General features: G+C 48.6%; 22 protein-coding genes and 1 tRNA gene. 11 read left to right on the top strand and 12 right to left on the bottom strand.

Annotated features, from left to right (window positions below; translation table 11 throughout):
• Positions 1–8: 8 nt before the first annotated feature.
• Complete coding sequence (gene phoU, locus AC8GFK_RS01955) at positions 9–659, bottom strand: phosphate signaling complex protein PhoU (protein WP_506625774.1); 651 nt, start codon at positions 657–659, stop codon at positions 9–11.
• Between the two features lie 98 nt (positions 660–757).
• Here phoU and AC8GFK_RS01950 point away from each other — a divergent pair, with 98 nt between their 5' ends.
• From AC8GFK_RS01950 to AC8GFK_RS01925, 6 genes are read left to right on the top strand one after another with little or no spacing between them, the layout of a single operon-like run.
• Positions 758–1,819, top strand: coding sequence for a sensor histidine kinase (locus AC8GFK_RS01950; RefSeq protein WP_506625518.1), 1,062 nt, complete (start codon positions 758–760; stop codon positions 1,817–1,819).
• Complete coding sequence (locus tag AC8GFK_RS01945; protein ID WP_506625517.1) at positions 1,816–2,502, top strand: response regulator; 687 nt, start codon at positions 1,816–1,818, stop codon at positions 2,500–2,502. Before AC8GFK_RS01950 ends, AC8GFK_RS01945 begins: the two co-directional genes overlap by 4 nt.
• A gap of 9 nt (positions 2,503–2,511) precedes the next feature.
• Complete coding sequence (locus AC8GFK_RS01940; protein WP_506625516.1) at positions 2,512–3,360, top strand: ADP-dependent NAD(P)H-hydrate dehydratase; 849 nt, start codon at positions 2,512–2,514, stop codon at positions 3,358–3,360.
• A 54-nt stretch (positions 3,361–3,414) separates the two neighbouring features.
• Positions 3,415–4,101 (top strand): LuxR C-terminal-related transcriptional regulator, encoded by a 687-nt coding sequence (locus AC8GFK_RS01935; RefSeq protein ID WP_506625515.1) that lies wholly within the window; start codon positions 3,415–3,417, stop codon positions 4,099–4,101.
• A gap of 23 nt (positions 4,102–4,124) precedes the next feature.
• Positions 4,125–4,394, top strand: a complete 270-nt coding sequence (locus AC8GFK_RS01930; protein WP_095673249.1) for a hypothetical protein — start codon at positions 4,125–4,127, stop codon at positions 4,392–4,394.
• Positions 4,391–5,707 carry a glycoside hydrolase family 25 protein gene (locus tag AC8GFK_RS01925; protein WP_506625514.1) on the top strand — a complete coding sequence of 439 codons (1,317 nt, stop codon included), beginning with the start codon at positions 4,391–4,393 and terminating at the stop codon, positions 5,705–5,707. Before AC8GFK_RS01930 ends, AC8GFK_RS01925 begins: the two co-directional genes overlap by 4 nt.
• On the opposite strand, the gene AC8GFK_RS01920 is transcribed toward AC8GFK_RS01925, so the two are convergent.
• On the bottom strand, positions 5,697–7,352 hold the full coding sequence (locus tag AC8GFK_RS01920) for a glycerol-3-phosphate dehydrogenase/oxidase (protein ID WP_506625513.1): 1,656 nt from the start codon (positions 7,350–7,352) through the stop codon (positions 5,697–5,699). The two genes, AC8GFK_RS01925 and AC8GFK_RS01920, sit on opposite strands and share 11 nt — an antisense overlap.
• 68 nt (positions 7,353–7,420) lie before the next feature.
• Between AC8GFK_RS01920 and glpK the strand changes: the two genes are divergently transcribed.
• Genes glpK through galK form a run of 3 tightly spaced genes read left to right on the top strand, consistent with a single transcriptional unit; the run spans position 7,421 to position 11,192 of the window.
• Positions 7,421–8,917: a glycerol kinase GlpK gene (gene glpK, locus AC8GFK_RS01915; protein ID WP_506625512.1), complete on the top strand. Its 1,497-nt coding sequence runs from the start codon at positions 7,421–7,423 to the stop codon at positions 8,915–8,917.
• Positions 8,918–8,939: 22 nt separating this feature from the next.
• The gene (galT, locus tag AC8GFK_RS01910) at positions 8,940–10,052 is read left to right on the top strand and encodes a galactose-1-phosphate uridylyltransferase (protein ID WP_506625511.1); all 1,113 of its coding nucleotides are present in this window, start codon (positions 8,940–8,942) and stop codon (positions 10,050–10,052) included.
• A gap of 3 nt (positions 10,053–10,055) precedes the next feature.
• Positions 10,056–11,192, top strand: coding sequence for a galactokinase (gene galK, locus AC8GFK_RS01905; RefSeq protein ID WP_506625510.1), 1,137 nt, complete (start codon positions 10,056–10,058; stop codon positions 11,190–11,192).
• 7 nt (positions 11,193–11,199) lie between these two features.
• On the opposite strand, the gene AC8GFK_RS01900 is transcribed toward galK, so the two are convergent.
• The 10 genes from AC8GFK_RS01900 to AC8GFK_RS01855 form a co-directional block, all read right to left on the bottom strand.
• Entirely contained in the window at positions 11,200–11,442 is a 243-nt protein-coding gene (locus AC8GFK_RS01900) for an ACT domain-containing protein (protein WP_506625509.1), read from the bottom strand.
• A 60-nt stretch (positions 11,443–11,502) separates the two neighbouring features.
• On the bottom strand, positions 11,503–12,606 hold the full coding sequence (locus tag AC8GFK_RS01895) for a S1C family serine protease (protein WP_506625508.1): 1,104 nt from the start codon (positions 12,604–12,606) through the stop codon (positions 11,503–11,505).
• 80 nt (positions 12,607–12,686) lie between these two features.
• Positions 12,687–13,100 (bottom strand): QcrA and Rieske domain-containing protein, encoded by a 414-nt coding sequence (locus tag AC8GFK_RS01890; RefSeq protein ID WP_506625507.1) that lies wholly within the window; start codon positions 13,098–13,100, stop codon positions 12,687–12,689.
• A gap of 29 nt (positions 13,101–13,129) precedes the next feature.
• Positions 13,130–13,204: transfer RNA gene (locus tag AC8GFK_RS01885), tRNA-Asn, on the bottom strand.
• Between the two features lie 73 nt (positions 13,205–13,277).
• Entirely contained in the window at positions 13,278–15,113 is a 1,836-nt protein-coding gene (gene dnaG, locus AC8GFK_RS01880; RefSeq protein WP_506625506.1) for a DNA primase, read from the bottom strand.
• 9 nt (positions 15,114–15,122) lie between these two features.
• The gene (locus AC8GFK_RS01875) at positions 15,123–16,352 is read right to left on the bottom strand and encodes a deoxyguanosinetriphosphate triphosphohydrolase (RefSeq protein ID WP_506625505.1); all 1,230 of its coding nucleotides are present in this window, start codon (positions 16,350–16,352) and stop codon (positions 15,123–15,125) included.
• Entirely contained in the window at positions 16,336–16,995 is a 660-nt protein-coding gene (locus AC8GFK_RS01870) for a YdcF family protein (RefSeq protein WP_506625504.1), read from the bottom strand. Before AC8GFK_RS01870 ends, AC8GFK_RS01875 begins: the two co-directional genes overlap by 17 nt.
• Complete coding sequence (dusB, locus tag AC8GFK_RS01865; RefSeq protein WP_506625503.1) at positions 16,995–18,161, bottom strand: tRNA dihydrouridine synthase DusB; 1,167 nt, start codon at positions 18,159–18,161, stop codon at positions 16,995–16,997. Before dusB ends, AC8GFK_RS01870 begins: the two co-directional genes overlap by 1 nt.
• On the bottom strand, positions 18,131–19,510 hold the full coding sequence (locus tag AC8GFK_RS01860) for a glycine--tRNA ligase (RefSeq protein WP_095673236.1): 1,380 nt from the start codon (positions 19,508–19,510) through the stop codon (positions 18,131–18,133). The genes dusB and AC8GFK_RS01860 overlap by 31 nt, the downstream gene beginning before the upstream one ends.
• Before the next feature lie 63 nt (positions 19,511–19,573).
• Positions 19,574–19,843 carry an antibiotic biosynthesis monooxygenase gene (locus AC8GFK_RS01855; RefSeq protein WP_095673235.1) on the bottom strand — a complete coding sequence of 90 codons (270 nt, stop codon included), beginning with the start codon at positions 19,841–19,843 and terminating at the stop codon, positions 19,574–19,576.
• Positions 19,844–19,908: 65 nt separating this feature from the next.
• Between AC8GFK_RS01855 and AC8GFK_RS01850 the strand changes: the two genes are divergently transcribed.
• Positions 19,909–20,658 (top strand): ZIP family metal transporter, encoded by a 750-nt coding sequence (locus AC8GFK_RS01850; RefSeq protein ID WP_506625502.1) that lies wholly within the window; start codon positions 19,909–19,911, stop codon positions 20,656–20,658.
• 2 nt (positions 20,659–20,660) lie between these two features.
• Positions 20,661–21,026 (top strand): Fur family transcriptional regulator, encoded by a 366-nt coding sequence (locus tag AC8GFK_RS01845; RefSeq protein ID WP_506625501.1) that lies wholly within the window; start codon positions 20,661–20,663, stop codon positions 21,024–21,026.
• Positions 21,027–21,031 lie beyond the last annotated feature (5 nt).

The raw sequence follows: 21,031 nt of genomic DNA, 5'->3' as shown, positions 1-21,031 counted from the left end.
AGCGAATTTTACTTTGCTGGAGCGAATTCGCCCGTTACAAGATAGTAAACGCGACGGGCAACTGAGACTGCATGGTCTGCGAATCGCTCGTAGTAGCGGCCTAGAAGAGTGAGATCAATCGCTGAATCCACACCTGCTGTCCATTTTGCTGAAGTCAGAACTGAGATGAGATCTCGATGGAGCTTATCCATCTCGTCATCATCTTTCTCAACTTCAAGAGCAAGTGAAGTATCGCGGGTCTCAATAACAGAGCCAACCTTGCGCGCAATGTTTTCTGCAACATGTCCCATGCGCTGAACTGTTGTCTGAAGTTCAAGAGGTACTGCAGAATCAGGATGGCGAAGTCGCGCAACCTTTGCAACGTGGTGAGCTAAGTCGCCCATGCGCTCTAGATCTGCGCTCATGCGAAGTGCGGTGATGAGCGCTCGAAGATCAGTTGCTACTGGTTGTTGACGAGCAATAATGTCAATGATGCGCGCATCCAAATCGTGCTGAATCTGATCGATTTTTTCATCAAAGGTAATTACCTCTTCTGCAAGAGAGAGGTTGGCGTCAATGAGTGACGTCGTCGCTTTATTGATTGAGTCGCTCACCATCTTCGTCAGATCCACAAGGGTCTGAGAAACGGCATCGAGTTCTTCTTGAAATATCGAGCGGATGAGAGCCATTGGGCAAAAGTAAGGGGTATGAGTGAATTATGGAAATCATTCACGTGAACGGAAGGTAAACAGGGGTGAGCCGGCGTTAGGCTTACATCATGTGGTTTCGCAAGGGCTCGGATGAAATTACAGAGGGTCCTGCCCCAGATCTCTTCCTAGATCTCATCAATGAGCTTGATCAGGATGTCCTCCTACTTTCGGGCGGTGACACTCCAATCATCACGTCATCAGGCGTCGAAAATCTAAACATCCTTCGTGATGGAAAATTTCTTTCGCCAGAAATCCTTGCAATTGTGCGTGCAGTGCGACGAACAGGAAATCCGCACAATGGAAAACTCGATATCCCTCGCGGACCAATCGGTGAAGGCACAAGAGAGCTCACTCTTAAAGTAGTTGCTCTCGAAAAACACTCTCTTGTAATGGTTCTTATTAGCGATGAATCTGAAGCGCAGCGAGTACACGAAGTGCGACGAGATTTTGTCGCCAATATCTCTCACGAGCTAAAGACTCCTATTGGAGCCCTTTCTCTACTTAGCGAGGCAGTGCTTTCAGCAAAAGATGACCCTGTCTCCGTGACAAAATTTGCATCTCGAATGCAACACGAGGCGAAGCGACTTACGGATTTAGTTCAAGAGATCATCAATCTCTCGCGACTTCAAGATTCAGATCCGTTATCGATTGCCCAAGAAAATAGCGTTAATGACATGATTCAAGTTGCCGTAGATCAATGTCAGACCATTGCATTGGCTCGCAAAATTGAAGTTGCGTTGGCTGACTCCCCTGATGCATGCGTGCTCGGAGACCCCGAACAAATCACAATGGCAATCCATAACTTGGTAGAGAACGCAATTAACTACTCACCTGAGTTTACGAAGGTCTCTGTTACCACCAGCCTCGAAGATGGAATTGTTCAGGTCTCTGTTACAGACCAAGGAATTGGGATCCCAGAAACCGATCAGGCTCGTATCTTTGAACGTTTCTACAGAGTAGATCCTGCGCGTTCACGCGAAACAGGAGGCACGGGCTTAGGACTATCAATTGTTAAACATGTCGCAACCAAACATGGTGGCGAAGTTAAAGTCTGGAGTTCACCAAATGTAGGTTCTACATTCGCACTCAGACTTCCAATTTATGCAAACCCTGGAGAGCCACAGTCATGACAAAAATCTTGATCATTGAAGATGAAATTTCATTCTCTGAGGCGCTCAGCTTCCTTCTCGAGAAAGAGGGTTACTCAACTGTTGTGGCTGAAACTGGAAAGCAGGGGCTCGAGGCATTTAAGAGCGACACCTTCGACTTAATTCTGCTTGATTTAATGATTCCCGAAGTTTCTGGCATTGATGTCTGTCGAACAATTCGCTCCACATCTGCCGTTCCAATCATCATGCTAACTGCCAAGGACTCTGAGATAGATAAGGTCGTTGGGCTCGAACTCGGTGCCGATGATTATGTAACGAAGCCATATTCATCACGTGAGCTCGTTGCGAGAATCAAGGCTGTACTTCGTCGAGGTGGACTTGATAACGAAACTACTGAAAGCTCAAGCGTGCACAGCATTGCTGGAATCAAGATGGATATTGAACGCCACCAAGTGACGGTAAATGAAGTCGCCATCAATCTTCCGCTCAAAGAGTTTGAACTTCTTGAATTCCTGATGCGAAACGCGGGACGCGTCCTTACTCGCGGCCAACTCATTGATCGCGTGTGGGGCGGCGATTATTACGGTGATACGAAGACTCTCGATGTTCACATTAAACGTTTGCGCTCAAAGATTGAGGTCGATCCAGCTAATCCTCTCTTGATTCAAACTATTCGTGGATTGGGTTACAAGTTCGAGGCGTAGAATCAATCTATGGCTGAGAAAAGCGTTCGCACATTTACCGCAAGAGATGCAGCTCGATGCATCATTACTCCTAGCGATATTGATCATAAATACTCTCGCGGAGTACTAGGAGCAATCACTGGTTCTGCGCAATATCCAGGTGCAGCAGTCCTCACTACATCTGCAGCCCTTGCCACAGGTATCGGCATGGTTCGCTTCCATAGCTCATCAGGCTTAGCCCATCTTGTCCTGCACGATGCACCTGAAACCGTTGTGCAACCCGGTCCAGTTACAACCTGGCTCGCCGGTTCTGGTATTCATCATAAAAAGTACAGCGACTTCACCACATGGCTACGTCATCGTTGGTTCACGCTCATGAAGGCGCAAACTGTTCCAACAATTCTAGATGCGGGAGCTCTTTCTTATGCAGGAAAGTTAAGTCAGCCAACTCTCATCACGCCACATGCTGGTGAACTTTCTCGCTTGCTTGCATCGCACTCAATAACAGTAAGTTCTGAAGCAATTGAAGCCGATCCGCTTACTTGGGCGAAGAAGACATCACAGCTACTTAATGTGACAGTTTTGCTGAAAGGTTCAAAGACAGTTGTGGCATATAACGACCGCGCAATCGCGCTTCCGAAAGCAACTCCTTGGCTTGCAACAGCTGGTTCAGGCGATGTCCTTGCCGGAATAATCGGAGCCCTTGTTGCTACCAATTACATTGAGATTCTCAACTCGCCGGAGCGTTTAGCTGATGTTGCAGCAACGGGTGCATACATTCATAACCAAGCAGCACTACTTGCTTCGCAAGGCGCTCCTATCTCAGCATCGATGATTGTTGATGAGATTCAGAACGCAATACGCAAAATCATTAAGTAAATTCTAGGGATATCCCCTCTCCACGAAAGCAAGAGAGGAGATTTACCCTTATCTATGGTTAAAACTCTGGCAAACCCTGCTCGCGTCTTACTCGTTAATGATGATGCTTTCGAGCTTGCAACTATGTCTGCTTCACTGCGATTACATAGCATCAACGTTATTGGCGAGGCTGCAAATGTCTTTGTTGCCGAGAATCTCTTTAATTCACTTCAGCCTGAAGTAGTGATGATTGATCTGCAATTTTCAGGAGAAGAAGCAGTTGCTTTGCTTCAAAAATTTCGAAGAATGGAACCAGATTTAGGAATAGTCATCACTACATCGTGCCCTGATCTTCGCCTCTTTGGACTTCTTGAAAAGAATATCCCGCACGGAAGCAAGATCATTCTCAAGAGATCGGTCTCAGACCTTTCGATCATTACCTACGCACTTTCAGAGAGCATTGATTCCGCTCACGATGGATCTGCCATGAAATGGATCAGCGCACACTCAGCTGTTCATCAAAACTCCTTCATCAGTATTCTGAGCGATTTAACTGATATTCAAATTGAAACTTTGCGGTTGGTTGCACAGGGCTTGAGTAACTCTGAAATAGCGCGCATACGTTATGTATCTGAAAAGTCTGTTGAACAGATTGTGGCGCGCATCGCTCAACACCTTTCTATCTCACCTGATCGCAGTCGAAATCTGAGAGTGATTCTCGCCGGCGAGTACTTCAAATGGCTCGGCGCCCCTAGACATTAACTCTCGTGCGGTAAAGTCGCCGCATGTCCGCAGAACTCACTCTCACTGATTTACGCCAGCGATGGAATGAAGTTCTCGACCTCGTTGAAAGTCGCGATCGAGTTGTCTGGATTGCATACTTTGATGCGCGTTTGGAATCCTTTGAAAATGGTCGACTCACCTTAGATTTCCGCGATAGCAACAAGTTGGCAACTGGTCATGATTATCAAGAAGCACGTCTTCGCCATCGTTCACTGCTTCAAAGCGCAATCTTTGACGTTTTTGGCATCACAGCTGTGGTTGTAGAAAAGTGAAGAAGTTTGGCGCGCTCCTCTCTGCTTCAGTTATTGCAGCATTTTCACTGACAAGCATCTCCCCTGCTTCAGCCAAAGAGCTCAATGTAAATGGTCCTGGTGGGCGCATTCATGGTGCCGACATCAGTAGATGGCAACATCCCAATGGGAAGCCAATTAACTTCGGCAAGATGCATGATGCAGGTGTCGCATTTGTCATGATCAAAGCTTCAGATTCTCGAGATGATGCAGATCAACTTGCAGCCAAGTACGTAAAGATGGATCGCACTGGCGCACAAGCAGCTGGTATCTATACCGGCTTCTATCACTACGCGATTCTTCCGGATGTGACAGCACCATCAGCCCTTATAAAAGATGCCCAAGTTCAAGCGCAGAAAGTAATTTGGCGTATCGCTTCATTGGGCGGCTATAACGAGATGGATCTGCCCGTAGCACTGGATTTAGAAAATAACTGCGTACGCCTCAGCAGCACAAAGGTTTGCAAGAAGACGGCTACCCGAAGTGCCGCCACTCTCTGGTCAAAGACATTCTTAAAGACCATCAAGGAGAAGACAGGTCGAACTCCGTTGATCTACTCATCTCCTTACTTCCTAGAAAATTCTCTGATAAGAGATAAGGAGCTGAGCTCTTATCCACTCTGGATTGCGCAATATGCAATCGATCCAGCAAAAGAAGGCGCGCTTCCAAACTTTAAATTGGGCTCACATGTGAAGGCAGCGGGTTGTTATGTTCATTCATGGACAACAGCAGGATGTACTGCAAACTGGACCGTCTGGCAGTACACATCATGTGGAATTGCGCCTAAGTACGGAGTTCCCGGTAGTCGCTTAGATCTCAATGTATTTGGCGGCGGACCAGAGAAATTCCAGAGTCTGCTAACTGGCACATGGTTGCCTGATACTGCCGACTTTATGCCGCAAGGTGAGACATCGACCATCACCATCACGGCTGTCAGTGCATCAACAACTAATAAGAACGCCGTGATTTCTGTTGAAGTAAAACGACCAGATAATTCACCGGTAGTTACAGGTGCGGTTAAGTATTACTTCCACTCTTCTAACTCCGTTATTCCAAAAGTTACTCAGACTATTGCTCGCGAAACAAGTGGCTCATGGAAGTTGTCGATCGTTGGACTTCCTGCAGGTACATGGGTCGGCAATGTTGGCTTTAAAGATGCATCTGGAACTCACTCAGAAGTTAAAGCGCCCCTGACTTTGACTATCGAACAGGGTCCAACTCCGCCACCTGCGCCAACTAAGAAGCCTTCAGTAAAACCGGCAAGCGATAGTTGTAGAAACCAGATTAAGAATTAACTAGCTCTACTAAAGCAGCCTCTTCTTGAGCAATAACTTCAAGGAAGGCGCTCACTGAAGCGTTACGTTCTTTCGCTCCCCACCCAAGTTCGTCACCAATTATCTTGGCAACTTCCTTTGCAGCTTCTGCCCCACTGTCGGCAGCTTCAAAAGAAATTCGTGTGCGGCGAAGAAGTACATCTTCAACTGAAAGCGCGCCTTCATGAGAAGCTGCATGGAGAATTTCAGCCTTGATATATGGAAGATCTGGGATAAGTCTTTCGGCAAGTGATGAGTCATCGGCAATCAGTCCGAGGATTTCTTCGATGAGTGATCCGTAACGATCGAGTAGGTGCGTAACAGTTGCTTCAGAAATTGAATTCTCTTCGGCAATCTTTGCTACCTGCTGCTTCAAAGCAAAGTATCCATCTGCTCCAATGAGCGGAAGCTTTTCGGTAACAGAGTCACTCACTAAGCGACGAAGATCTAGGACTGCAAGATCAACGGCATCCTTAGCCATGACGCGATAGGTGGTGTATTTACCGCCTGCGATGCTGACGAATCCTGGTGCAGGACGATCGACGGTATGTTCGCGAGAAAGCTTTGTTGTCGCAGAGCTTGTCTTATTAGCTACTAGTGGGCGAAGGCCTGCAAAGACTCCGAGAATATCTTCGCTCTTTAGTTTTGGTTCAAGAACACGGTTGGCTTGATCCAAGATATATTGCACATCTTCTTGTGTAGCAAGTGGCTTAGCGCGATCTCCTTCGTAAGGAGTATCTGTAGTTCCAACAATCCACTTATCTCCCCAAGGAATTAGGAAGAGCACTGATACCGGAGTCTTTAAAATGATTCCATCTTTAGAGTGGATGGCATCTCCTGGAACAACTATGTGCACGCCCTTAGACATCGCAACTGAGTAGCCTGCTGTGAGCCCGAATTGCTCGTGAAGCTCATCGCTCCAGACGCCAGCGCACATAATCGTTGCCTTGGCAGAAATCTTTAACTTCTTATTTGTGTGAGTATCGAGAGCAACGACGCCAGTAACTTTCTTGCCGTTACGGATTAAATCTTCAACGCGAACGCCTGTTGCCATCACCGCGCCGTGACGGGCAGCTGTACGAGCAATCATCATGGTGTGGCGGGCATCGTCGACCTGTGCGTCGAAGTAACGGATCGCACCAGTAATGATGTCCTGACGCAGCGATGGTGAAATGGTTGCAATGGTCTTGCCAGTTAAATGCTTATGAGAAGGAAGTGCGCGCTTAAATCCGCGAAGCGCATCGTAGAGAGCAAGCCCAGCACCAACGTAGGTGCGTTCTTTAACTTTTTCGGTGAGTGGATAGAGGAAGCTGACTGGCTTTACGAGGTGAGGACATTGAGTTGAAACCATGAGTTCGCGCTCGTGAAGAGCTTCGCGCACCAATTTAAAGTCATATTGTTCGAGATAGCGGAGGCCACCGTGAATTAACTTGCTGGAACGGCTTGATGTTCCTGCTGCATAATCGTGCGCTTCAACGAGGGCAACTTTCAATCCACGCGAAACTGCATCGAGGGCTGCTCCAACACCATTGACTCCGCCACCGATAATCAGGATGTCGAATTCTTTAGAGGTCAGCGAGGCGATGGCCTTCTCGCGTTGCTGCGCATTGAGCTGTGAAGTAAACATCGGTGTTGAGAGCTACCAATTCCTTAGTGTGCTTGAGTACTTTCAAGGGTTTGAATAGTCTTAACTATATGGCATACATCGGAAGTTTGGACCAAGGAACTAGCAGCACGCGATTCATGATCTTCGATGCTGATGGAAAAGTTGTCGGCCAACATCAAATGGAGCACCGTCAGATACTTCCTCAAGCAGGTTGGGTCGAACATGATGCCGCAGAAATTTGGGATCGCACCAAAGAGGTCATTGCCGGAGCCCTGAAACAAGCCGATATCTTGGGTTCAGATTTAGCTGCAATTGGAATAACCAATCAGCGCGAGACCACTGTCGCTTGGGATGTCACAACGGGACGTCCACTTCATAACGCAATCGTCTGGCAGGACACCCGCACAGCTGATTACCTCGAAGGTTTTGCGCAGAGCGCGAAGAATGCAATTACATATAAGACCGGCCTAGCGATTGCCCCTTACTTCTCGGGCAGCAAGATGAACTGGTTGATTCAAAATTCAGATGCCGTAAAGGCAGCTATCGCATCTGGTTCAGCGCGCTTCGGAACAATTGATTCCTGGTTGCTCTGGAACCTCTCTGGTGGAACTCAAGGCGGAGTCCATTTCACCGATGTCACCAACGCCAGTCGCACCTTGTTAATGAACCTAGAGACCTTGCAATGGGATGACGAGCTTCTGGGTTACTTCGATATTCCTCGCACTGTACTTCCGGAGATCAAATCTTCATCTGAAAAATACGCGATGACGGATCCGCATGGACCTCTTGGATCTGCTGTTCCTATCGCTGGAATCTTGGGCGATCAACATGCTGCGATGGTTGGCCAAGTCTGTTTCGAACGTGGTGAATCAAAGACCACCTACGGCACCGGAAACTTTGCACTTCTTAATACAGGCAAAGAGATTGTTCGATCCAAGAATGGCCTTCTCTCTACCGTCTGCTACAAATTTGGTGATGCGCCTGCGATGTACGCACTCGAAGGTTCAGTAGCTGTTACGGGTTCTGCCATTCAATGGCTACGCGATCAGCTTGGAATCATCACCAATGCAGCTGAAACTGAATCTCTCGCTTCCTCTGTTACCGATACAGCAGGTGTCTATTTTGTTCCAGCATTCTCAGGACTCTTTGCTCCATATTGGCGCAGCGATGCACGTGGCGTTATCGTCGGACTCACTCGCGCGGCCACAAAGGCACACCTGGCACGTGCAGCACTTGAAGCAATCTGTTATCAAACTCGTGACGTCATGGATGCGATGGTTGCAGATAGCGGTGTACCAATGGCGGAAATGCGCGTCGATGGAGGAATTACTGCTAACGCACTCTGCATGCAGATGCAGGCAGACATTATGGGAATCGATATCACCAGACCATTGATCACTGAGACAACCGCACTTGGTGCTGCATATGCAGCAGGTCTCGCAGTTGGATTCTGGAAAGATACTGATGAGTTGAAGAAGCAATGGAAACAATCTCGTCGCTGGAACCCGACATCAAGTAGCGAAGATCGCGCAATTGGATATGCCGGTTGGAAGAAAGCGATTGAACGCACCCTCAACTGGGCCTAACCCAAGGTAGAGTACGTCCATCATGGATGAGATAGTCGAACTTTCTGCAGGTGTAGTGCGCACAAGCCGCACTATGAACGACGGTCGCACTATCCGCTATTACGACACTGCAGGCCAAACTCGTACCGTTCCTGATCAACGCCCTGAAGAAGAGCAGCCAGGAATCGGCGAACTTCGCCTCGATCCCCTTGTTAACGAATGGGTTGCCATGGCTGCCCACCGCCAAGGTCGCATCTTCTTGCCACCAAAAGAACTCTGCCCACTCTGCCCAACAACAGGTGAGCTTCTCACTGAAATTCCTGAAAATGATTTTGAAGTAGTTGTCTTTGATAATCGTTCACCATCTCTTCGGCCACCTGATGGCGATTTCGCTCTTCCTGACATGGTTGGTTCAGATACTGATGAAGGTGCAGCGGCCGGAAAGTGCGAAGTTATCTGCTTTACCGCAGACCACGGTGGCGCATTTAAATCCCTTTCTCCTCAGCGAGTTCGCACACTGCTTGAAGCTTGGCGCGATCGCACGGCTGAACTTTCGAAACTTCCATTTATTTCTCACATCGCACCTTTTGAAAACCGCGGAGAAGAAATCGGTGTGACTCTGGCGCACCCACACGGTCAGATCTATGCGTACTCATACCTTCCGCCGCGTGTCACCAAGATGCTTGAAGTTGCGCGCAACCATCACGCCAAGACCGGCCGCGTCTTATTCGATGACGTTCTAGCCCGCGAACTTCGCGATGGCGTCCGCATCATTGCTCGTAATGAACATTGGGTCGCTTACACACCTTATGCATCGCGTTACCCATTTGAAATTCATGTTGTTCCGTTGCAGCCAGTTGCAGATCTGACCGAGCTAGTACCAGCTGCCTGTGATTCATTCCCATCGATTGCAATCGAAGTTATGCAACGTCTTGATGGCGTCTTTGGAATTGATATGGCCTACATCGCTGCATGGCATCAGGCACCTGTGCGAGAAGGTCGCGATCTACTTCGCCTTCATTGGCAGATCACTAGCGTGCGTCGCGCACCAGGAAAACTTAAATATCTCGCGGGCTCAGAATCTGCCATGGGTGCATTCATTATGGATATGAAGCCAGAGCAATCTGCCCAGCAGTTAAAAGATGTAAAGCTTTAAACCATGGCATCAATTGCACGTACCTTTGAAGAGCTTTATGGCCGTAAACCTCAAGTAATTGCAGAGGCACCTGGTCGCGTCAATCTCATCGGCGAACATATCGATTACAGCGAAGGTTTCGTACTCCCCTTTGCTATTGCCGACCGTGCCTATGCAGCAATTGCTGCTCGCGAAGATGGTTTAGTCCGCATCGCATCTCATCAACGTAAAGAAAAGATTTTTACTATCGATATCAACGATGTGAAGCCTGGCAGTAAAGGTGACTGGGAGAAATACGTTCTCGGTGTCATCTGGACTCTTGGCATTTCAACAGGTGTAGATATATTGGTCGACGGAACTGTTCCATCCGGCGCCGGACTTTCATCCTCTGCCGCCCTCGAATGTTCAGTCGCCGTAGCTCTCAACACTCTCTTCTCGCTCAATAAGAGCAAGGAAGATTTAGCACGAGCAACACAGAAGGCTGAAAATGATTACGTTGGAGTGCCATGCGGAATCATGGATCAATCTGTTTCACTTATGGCTCAAGCGGGAGCTGCGCTTCTTCTCGATTGTCGCGACCTCAGCACCGAATCAATTCCCTTTAACGTAGCCGATGCTGGGCTCGAACTTCTCATTATCGATACGCAAGCACATCACGCACTAGTAGATGGCGGTTATGCAGAACGTCGCGCTTCCTGTGAATCTGTTGCTGCAAAGTTAAATATTCCATCAATGCGCCACTTAACTCTCGAATCGCTAGAAGCAAATCGCGACAAGTTGACCGAAACAGAGTTCATCCGCGCTCGTCACGCTGCTACTGAAATTGCGCGAGTCCTTGATGCTGTGACCGCTCTTCGAGCATCAGATTTCGTGACTTTAGGGAAATTGATTAACGCATCCCATGTCTCGCTTCGCGATGATTACACAGTCTCTTGCCCTGAACTCGATGTTGCAGTCGATGCATCTCTTGAAGCAGGTGCCATGGGTGCGCGCATGGTTGGCGGCGGCTTTGGTGGAAGCGCTATTGCGCTGATTAAAGCCAGTGACGTTCAGAAGACACGGGAAGCGGTCTCTGAGGCATTTGAAGCACAAGGCTTTAAGAAACCACGATTCTTTACATCGCTACCGAGTGCTGGTGCTAGCGCAAACCTTCTTAATTAATTAAGAATTAATTAGTGAATGGCTCAATCGAAAGTACTTCGACTCCACCAATTGAGTTAAGAATTTCAACGAGATCTGAAGGATCAGTTCCTGGGACAGCAACTGTAATTTGATCGTAGCCAGTTCCATCTTCGCTCTTAAGAACTTCGAGTCCGCGGATATCTGCACCTGCAGAACCGATTGCAGATGCGAGCATTCCGAGTGAGCCAGGACGGTCTGGAAGAGATACCTGCAATGTGAAGAGAGCCATGGCAGAAAGATACCCGCTACCTATGTATTTAAGGTAACGGGTATGTTTCTTACAGAATTCTTAGAGCGACGGCGCCGACCCTAACGTGACCTTGAAGGTCTTGCTTCCGCCCGTTGGTAGATCTACAAGTACTGAAACGACAGTTCCTGGAACGTAGGATCTGATGCGCACGATGGCGGTGTCGTTATCAATAACTTTAACCCCATCAATGCTGCGGATGACCGAGCCAACAGGAATGCCTGCCTTCTCGGCACCTTCTCCTGCACTCAATCGTGCAATCTTCGCGCCTACGCCCGTGAAGGTTGGATCAAAATAAACGCCAAGTACTGGGCGGGTTGATTTACCTGTCGCAATGATTTCATCGATGACGCGCTTTGCTTCATTGATTGGAATTGAGAAACCTAGACCAATTGATCCGCTGGCAGATCCGCTAGAAAGCGTTGCAATTGCCGAGTTAACGCCGATGATGCGACCTTGTGAATCGATAAGGGCTCCACCTGAGTTTCCAGGGTTAATTGCAGCATCGGTTTGAATTGCATTTACATATGACTGCGCATCGACAGTTCCGGTAGAGACCGGACGGTTAAGCGCAGAAATAATTCCACTAGTTACTGTGCTTGCTAAGCCAAGTGGTGAACCAATAGCGAGAACTGGGTCTCCCACGCTTACCTTAGAAGAGTCACCGAGTGCGATAGCTGGCAAGTTACCAATTTGAATTTGAAGCACTGCAATGTCATAACCAGGATCGCGTCCCACAATCTTGGCGGTGTACTGCTCGCCATTTGTGAGTTCAACCTTGATGGTGCCAGTGGTTGCTGCTGCTTCAATCACGTGATTGTTGGTGATGATGTAGCTAGAAGATGAATTGCTCTTGTAAATCGAGCCTGATCCGGTTCCTCCGCCACTTGATGTTGTGGCCGAAATGGAGACAACAGAAGGAGTAACGAGAGATGAAATCGTCTTGGTATTCATGCCGTTGCCACCGATTTCAACGAGTGTGCGGCTGGAAGAACAGGTGCCATTGGAGGATAGGAAGAGAGCTTGAGTGCGATTATCTGCACAAGCTTTTAGCGTTCCGGTGGAAGGTGTGATCGCAGCAGTTGCGACAGAGCCTGCAATGACAACTCCGGCTACAAATGCGCCAATTACTTTTATGTTCTTCATAACCATGATCCTGTCTTATCTTCCTGAGATTTTCCTGATACTACTTATGGACTTGTGGGGGACTTCCAGCTTCGGCTTTCTTACGCCTCAACTATCCAAGCGCCTTTGACTGCCACCTTAACTTTTCCAAGCGGAACTTCAGTCACTCCACCGATTGGCTTGGCGCCCTTTAGCGGATCGAACTCAGCGCCGTGACATGGGCAGCGAAGTCGCTTTGAAGATGGGTTGTAGGCCACGGTGCAACCTTGATGCGTACAGATTGCTGAATAAGCAAAGACTCCAGTTTTGGTGCGAAAGAGAATTGCTGGCATTCCTTGCGCTGAGTGCGTGAAATTAAATGTTCCACCCACGGGAACCTTTGCGAGCTTGACGATGTTCTTTCCCTTTGCAGCAGCTTTTGCAGGTGAAAGTTTGCTTCCAGAAATTGCGGCAAGAGCCGAAACCATAAGGGCGCGTAAGAAGCCACGACGCTGAAAATTGGGATTAACGTTCATGGAAAAAGGGTAAGGCAAATGGGTATAAATGGCTCCCTGACTTGGATTCGAACCAAGAACCTGTCGATTAACAGTCGACTGCTCTGCCGTTGAGCTATCAGGGAATGTAACGGGCGCAACTCTACCTCAGGGTTTAACCCCTGCCAAAATGAGAAGAAATGAGCGAAGAAAAAGGAACTACAGCGAAGCGATGGAGAGTTCGTGCAGGCCACGCTTCTGGGTTTCCAGGGCTACCAAATCGCCAAAAGCTGCGTTGTACTGCTCCTCGTTTTCAACGGGATTGAGTCTCTGCAAACTTGATTTGAGATCTGCAATCTTGCGACTGACCAATACTTCACGCAGGCGAGCGACAATGCTGGAAACATATTTCTCAGATACCGCTCCATCTGTTCGCACCGGTTCTACAGAAAGCTCGGTGAAGAGTTGGCGCATACGTTCATCTGTGACATTTTCAAGTAGAACTGGTTCGGTGCCGAATGAATCAATGATGCGACGAAGTTCGCGGTATGCAGGGTGAGTAAATGCTTCTTCTTCGATTGTCTTCCAGTCGGTAACCAACCCTGACATCTGAAGTTTCGCCTTCAATACTTCACGTTCGAGCATCAGCGTTGGCTCAGTTGGGTTTGGTCGCCACGCAGTATCTGCAGTTGGCGCTTCGACAGGCGCAGTTGTTGTTGAAACTTTCTTCAGCGCGGTATTAACGGCAGCGGTTACGACTTCAGTTTCTGTACCTAACCACCCAGCGAGAGATTTAATGTATTCAGGGCGAAGTGATTTGTCGCGGATAGCCGCCACTAATGGCGCTGCAGTATTGAGTGCATTAACGCGACCTTCAGCCGTAGTCAGATTGTGTTTCTTGAGCTCGGTGCGGATTGCGAACTCAAAGAGTGGCACTCGCTTTGCAATCAGATCGCGCAGAGCTAAGTCACCCTTGTGTTGACGTAGGTCGCATGGATCAAGGCCATCAGGTTCGACGGCAACGAATGTTTGAGTTACAAACTTCTGATCATCGCCGAAAGCTTTCATGGCAGCTTTCTGTCCTGCTGCATCTCCATCGAAGGTGAAGATAACTTCGCCACGGAATGCATCGGCATCCATGAGCAAACGGCGGATGATGCGGATGTGATCATCACCAAAAGCAGTTCCGCAGGTGGCAACCGCAGTTGTGATTCCTGCTAGGTGGCAGGCCATCACGTCGGTATATCCCTCAACAACTACTACCTGACGATTCTTAGCAATATCTTTCTTAGCCATATCAAGACCATACAAAACCTGTGACTTCTTATAGATAGGAGTTTCAGAGGTGTTGAGATACTTAGGACCTTGATCTTCTTCATCACTTGCTAACTTGCGTGCACCAAATCCAACGATGTCGCCTGAAATATCTTTGATTGGCCACATAACGCGATTGCGGAATTTATCGATAGGACCACGTTCGCCCATCTTCGAAAGTCCAGCTTCTTCAAGTTCGTCGATCGTAAAGCCAGCTGCGCGAAGATGCTTGGTGAGTCCATCCCAACCATTGGGCGCATAACCAACTCCAAATGAATCACATGCTGCTTTATCAAAGCCGCGCTTGGTCAGAAGATCGCGACCATGTGCTGCATCGGGAGATGTGTTGAGTAAATCTTGAAAGAACTTCGCAGCTGCAAGATTGGCTGCATAGAGTCGTGAACGTTGTGACGTCGGCTGGGTAGGCCCACCTTCTTCGTAGCGAAGTGTGTAACCAATTTGAGATGCCAGACGTTCGATTGTTTCTGTAAATGAAAGGTGATCCGTCTTCATCATGAAGTCGATGACATCGCCACCAACGCCACAACCGAAGCAGTGGTAGTAATTCTTTGATGGAGTTACGTGAAACGAAGGTGACTTTTCATCATGGAATGGGCAGAGACCTTTCTTCTGTCCCCCACCAGCATTTTTGAGAGCAACGCCAGCAGCAGAGACGACCTCATCGATATGTGCATGTTCGCGCACATAAACGATGTCATCTGCCTTGATACGACCGCTCATGTTCCTACCTTAGCGACGCTTTGAAAGGTGTGCATGGAGCGCATATGCGCCCGGGTCAGTCAGGCTGGCAATCTGGTCTACGACAACGCGTAGGCGTTCGGAATCGGTAGTGGCCAGCTTCCAATCATCTTCGAAGATGGGGTCGAGTTCATTAGGCGCTGCTTCAAAGAGCATCTCGACGAGTTCGTGGATTACTACTTGTTGCTTTGCATATCGCTCTTGTGATGCTGCCGCATTGATCAAATAGTGCCCAGCAACTGCCTTAAGGAAATCTACTTCAATCTTCTGCTCGCGCGGAATTTCAAGGTTTGCGCTGTATCGAGTGAGTGGACCATCTCCATGAATCTTGCGAGTTTCCAGTTCGGCTGAAAGAACAAAGCGACCAATGAGCTGTGAAGTTGTATCTTTCAAGCGAGCAAGTGCGCGATGAGTTCTATCGAATGATGCTGGCCAACAGGAAAGAGCTTGCAGGCGCGTAAGTGCAGCTGCTGCTTCATCTTTACTCGCATCCGATCCATAGCCATTGACCATCTCTGTATAGAGAATGTCAAAGTCATTATCAAAATTCTTGACAGTGATTTGCCCAGCAAAGATTGCATCTTCGAGGTCGTGGACCGAATAAGCGCAATCATCAGACCAATCCATGATCTGCGCTTCAATGCATTTGCGTCCTGCTGGTGCACCTTGGCGAACCCAGTTAAAGATTTCAGTGTCATCGTCATAGACGCCGAACTTGCGAGGATTCTCTGCGCGCGCCCATGGATATTTCGTTGCGGCATCAAGGGAAGCGCGAGTGAGATTTAATCCGATTGTCTTTCCTGCTGCATCAACTGTCTTTGCTTCAATGCGAGTGAGTAGTCGGAAAGATTGCGCGTTGCCTTCGAAGCCTCCACAAGGGGCGGCAACTTCTGCCAGTGCTTCTTCACCGTTATGTCCAAATGGTGGGTGGCCCATATCGTGCGACAAACATGCTGTTTCAAGTAAGTCAGGATCTGCACCCAGTGATTCACCGAGCTCGCGACCAATCTGTGCGCATTCGAGTGAGTGAGATAGACGCGTACGTTGGAAATCGTTCTCCCATGGCACAGCTACCTGAGTCTTTGCAGCTAGACGTCGAAGTGCTGCAGAGTGAATAACTCGTGCGCGATCGCGCATAAATTCTGTGCGGCCAGGACGCTTTGCCGGCTCGTCGAGAAAGCGCTCTTGATCTGCTGCGCTGTAATTACTGGACGATGTCATACACATACCTTACAAGCCCGCTATTGGTGAGATGGTCTGAGATATGAATACCTCGGCGACCTAAGGTGATGTAGGCAAGATAAGCGCCCGCTTCGCGAATTAAGTATCGGTATCGTGAATTTTCCAGTGTATTTGGCCCTGATTGAGCAGGTGAACATGTTGCAACTGCACCAAAATCATTTGCCATCGTCATTGCGCGCTGGCAGTGATAGGCATCAGTTGCGATGATGACATTCGTCAGCTTTCTTTTGCGCATCTCATCGATATAACTCTTTGTCTGCGTCAAAGTATCGCGACCAACCGGAAGTGAAATAACTTTGCTACGAGAAACTCCGTTGCGGGTTAACCAGTACTTACCAGCAGCTGCCTCTGTTGTGCGATCCCCCGGTGCTCCCGCGCCAACGGTAATGATGAGGGGTGCATATCCCAGTTTCTGAATTCGCTTCGCCTCTTGCAAGCGCGCAAGAAGAACTTCACCTGGTGCGCCATTAAGTTGAGCAGCACCTGGCACAACGATGACATCAGCTGAGGTGCGAATTGTTGGATTCTTTGCAGAGTTCCAAGTAACGAAGAGTGCGTATGTAGGAATGATGACAACGATGGCAAGTACGAGAGAAATCAGGCGGCGAATGAGCTTAAACATTAGCCACCCGAGAACATATCTTCAGCATCGAGATGAATCATCTCGTCAGGATCATTGAGCCAACCATCAGGCAAGGTTGGCGGACGACCGCTGCTTGTGCGTCCACGTGGTTTATCGCCAATCTCAATGGGATATGGCTGATCATCGAGTTGATCAAGTAAGAAGCGAAGTTCCTTAAGTGAGCCAACCATGCCGAATTGGCGACGGAGTTCTGATGGAACGCGGAAGCCTTTGAGATACCAAGCCATATGTTTACGAAGGTCGCGACATCCGCGATCTTCAGATTCGAAGTAATCAACGATGAGTTCACCATGACGGAACATCACTTCGCGCACTTCATGCAGAGTTGGCAAAACGCGGTTATCTCCACCTGAAAAAGATTCAACGAGATCGGCAAAGAGCCATGGACGTCCGAGACATCCACGACCTACAACAACGCCTGCGCAGACTGTTTGGCGCACCATTTCTGCGCCATCTGCACCTGACCAAATATCGCCATTGCCCAATACCGGTACTCCGGTTGGCTTGAGATGTTCCACTAAATTCTTAATGGCAGACCAATCTGCTTTGCCTTCGTACATCTGTTGTGCAGTACGCGCATGGAGTGCAACCCAGGCAACACCTAAATCTGCTGCAGATTTTGCTGCCTCTAGATATGTGTGGTGATCAGTATCGATACCAATGCGCATCTTTACAGTGACAGGAATTCCATATGGCTTTGCATTATCAACAGCCGCCTTCACAATTTCGCGGAAGAGATTACGTTTAAAGGGAAGTGCTGCTCCCCCGCCTTTACGAGTTACCTTCGGAACTGGACAACCAAAATTCATATCAATGTGATCAGCTAAATTTTCGCGACCGATCATCTTTACCGCTTCACCCATATGATGTGGATCGACGCTATAGAGCTGCACCGAACGAGGCCATTCGCCTGCACCTGGTTCAATCATGCGCAGCGTTTCAGGAATACGTTCTAGAAGTGCGCGAGCAGTAACCATCTCAGAGACAAAGAGACCAGCGCCTTGTTCTCGACAAAGCATGCGAAATGGCGCGTTGGTAATTCCTGCCATCGGTGCAAGCACCACAGGAGGGTCTACTAGATGGACTCCATCTTTGAGCGGGAGTTGTAAGGGATCTAGCAGCCGAGTAGACGTGGCGCTAGCCATGCTTCTACTTGATCGATACCAATGCGCTCTTGCGCCATGGTGTCGCGATCGCGGATTGTGACTGCTTGATCTTCAAGTGTCTCGAAGTCGATAGTGATGCAGTACGGAGTACCGATTTCATCTTGGCGACGGTAACGACGACCAATTGCACCTGAATCATCGAAGTCGATGTTCCAGTTCTTGCGCAATTGCGCCGCAAGATCGCGTGCCTTAGGTGAAAGGTCTGCGTTACGTGAAAGTGGAAGAACTGCAGCCTTTACAGGTGCGAGGCGGTGATCAAACTTCATCACAGCGCGCTTCTCCATTTCGCCCTTTGCATTAGGTGCTTCATCTTCTGTGTACGCATCCATCATGAATGTAAGCGTGCAACGATCTACACCTGCTGCAGGTTCAATGACATAAGGAGTCCAGCGTTCATTCTTCTCTTGATCGAAGTATGAAAGATCTTTGCCTGATGCTGCTGAGTGAGCCTTAAGGTCGAAGTCTGTGCGGTTAGCAATACCTTCGAGCTCGCCCCATTCGGTGCCGTTAAATTCAAACTTGTATTCGATATCTGCTGTGCGCTTTGAATAGTGCGACAACTTCTCTTTTGGATGATCGTAGATACGTAGGCGATCTGGATTAATTCCAAGATCCTTGTACCAAGCAAGACGTGTATCGATCCAGTATTGGTGCCACTCTTCATCTGTTCCTGGAACGACGAAGAATTCCATCTCCATCTGCTCGAATTCACGAGTACGGAAGATGAAGTTTCCTGGCGTAATTTCGTTACGGAATGACTTACCGATCTGGCCGATACCAAAAGGTGGCTTCTTGCGAGATGTTGTCATTACCTGATCAAAGTTAATAAAGATTCCCTGCGCGGTTTCTGGGCGAAGGTAGGCAAGACCTGATTCATCTTCGACTGGTCCAAGGAAGGTCTTGAGCAAACCTGAGAACTGCTTAGGTGTTGTGAATTGGCCTTTATTGCCGCATGCTGGGCAGTTCATATCTGCAAGAGATGCAAGTGGCTTTCCATGCTTTGCTTCATATGCTTCTTCAAGGTGGTCTGCGCGGTAACGCTTATTGCAAGCAGTACATTCGGTAAGCGGATCGCTAAATGTTGCAACGTGCCCTGATGCTTCCCACACTTCGCGCGCCAAAATCACTGATGAGTCGATACCAACAACATCTTCGCGACCCATAACCATTGACTTCCACCACTGGCGCTTCACGTTATTTTTGAGTTCTACTCCGAGTGGGCCGTAATCCCAAGAAGCGCGAAGGCCTCCGTAAATTTCTGATGAGGGGAATACAAATCCACGACGCTTTGATAGCGAAACAATATTTTCTAGACGGTCTACGGCCATTTCAAATCTCCATCCGGCTGGCTGTCGGCGAAAGGCAACGGTCGTTGCAATCGTGCGCTTAGTTTACTCGTAGGCTCCAGGTTCATCGATCGCGCGAGCAAGTACAGGAATCGCTTCTAACTTTGCGCGAGTAGAACTTAAAGCTCTGCGATATGAGCCCACGTTCTCCCATTCAGTGCTTAAAACCCAGAGCGTCGGCTCATCGAGATTCTGACCAACAGTTCCCGAGAGATATCCGGCCGCCTGGGCCAAGACATCGCGGGCCAGTTCAATCTCGGCGCGGAATGAGGCCGATTCACTCATGGGAACCTGGAATCGTGCGATTGCAATCATGAGATGAGCCTAGGGTGCTGGGCAACGGAAATGAAAATCATTTTCATTTGTGATACCTTCTGGCTATGAACATCGCAATCATCTTGGCGGCATCGACTGCAATCGCAACAACAACGGGCGGCTACTTAGCTATTAAGTCAAAGGATCGCCTTCACTTGGTCCTTGGACTTTCAGCCGGACTACTTCTAGGCCTTGTTGCATTCGATCTACTTCCTGAAATCTTCGAACTCAATACTCAGGAATTTCTCCATGCACCTGCTGCATCAATCGCACTGGTTGCAGGCTTCTTACTTCTTCACTTCTACGAACAGATCTTCGGTTCTCACGAGCCAGCTGAATCTGATTACGGTCACGACCACGATCACTCATCCAATATTGCAGGTGCATTTGGCGCACTAGCGATGGGTGGCCACGTATTCCTTGATGGCGTTGCGCTCGGTGTTGCTTTCTCTGTCAGTAATAATCTCGGAGTTGCCGTCTTCATCGCACTTCTCGTTCACGCATTCTCAGATGGACTCAATACCGTTTCATTCTTGATCAAGAGCGGTTCTTGGGGCAAGAAGGGTGTCTGGCTCCTTGGAGTAGATGCAGTTGCACGTATCAGCGGAGCAGCAATCGGTTCTAGCTTTGCCGTTAACGATAATTTTGTTGGGCTTTATCTAGCTATCTTTGCTGGAATAGTTATCTACTTGGCAACTTCTCACATTCTTCCTGAAGCGCATTCACGACATAAGTCTCGATACACAATCATGGCAACGATTATCGGTGTGCTCGTGATGTGGGCTCTTGTCGGATTCCTTCACGGCATGGAATAAGAATGTCTCGTTCCAACCCCCGAGTCTTAAGTACTCTCGAGCGCGCTGGCGGATTTGCTAGTGCACAAGAGGTCTACAGACTTATGCAACGAGAAGGTGAAAGCATTGGTCTCACCACTGTTTATCGTTCGTTGCAGAGTTTGGTCAATGACAAGGTTGTCGATGTCTTGCGCCGCGAAGATGGAGAAGCTATCTATCGCCTTTGTGGAGAAGCTCACCATCATCACTTAGTCTGCAAATCATGCGGTGTTACCGTTGAAATCGAAGGTGGCGCCATTGAAAAATGGGCGAAAGTAATGGCTGAGGAACACGGTTTTCGCGAAGTAGGACACACGGCAGAAATATTTGGCCTCTGCAGTAAGTGTTAAGAGTG

The sequence above is a fragment of the Planktophila turicensis (SeqCode) genome, from assembly GCF_965234405.1.
GTDB lineage: Bacteria > Actinomycetota > Actinomycetes > Nanopelagicales > Nanopelagicaceae > Planktophila > Planktophila turicensis.
This window is presented reverse-complemented; position numbering and strand designations above follow the sequence as displayed.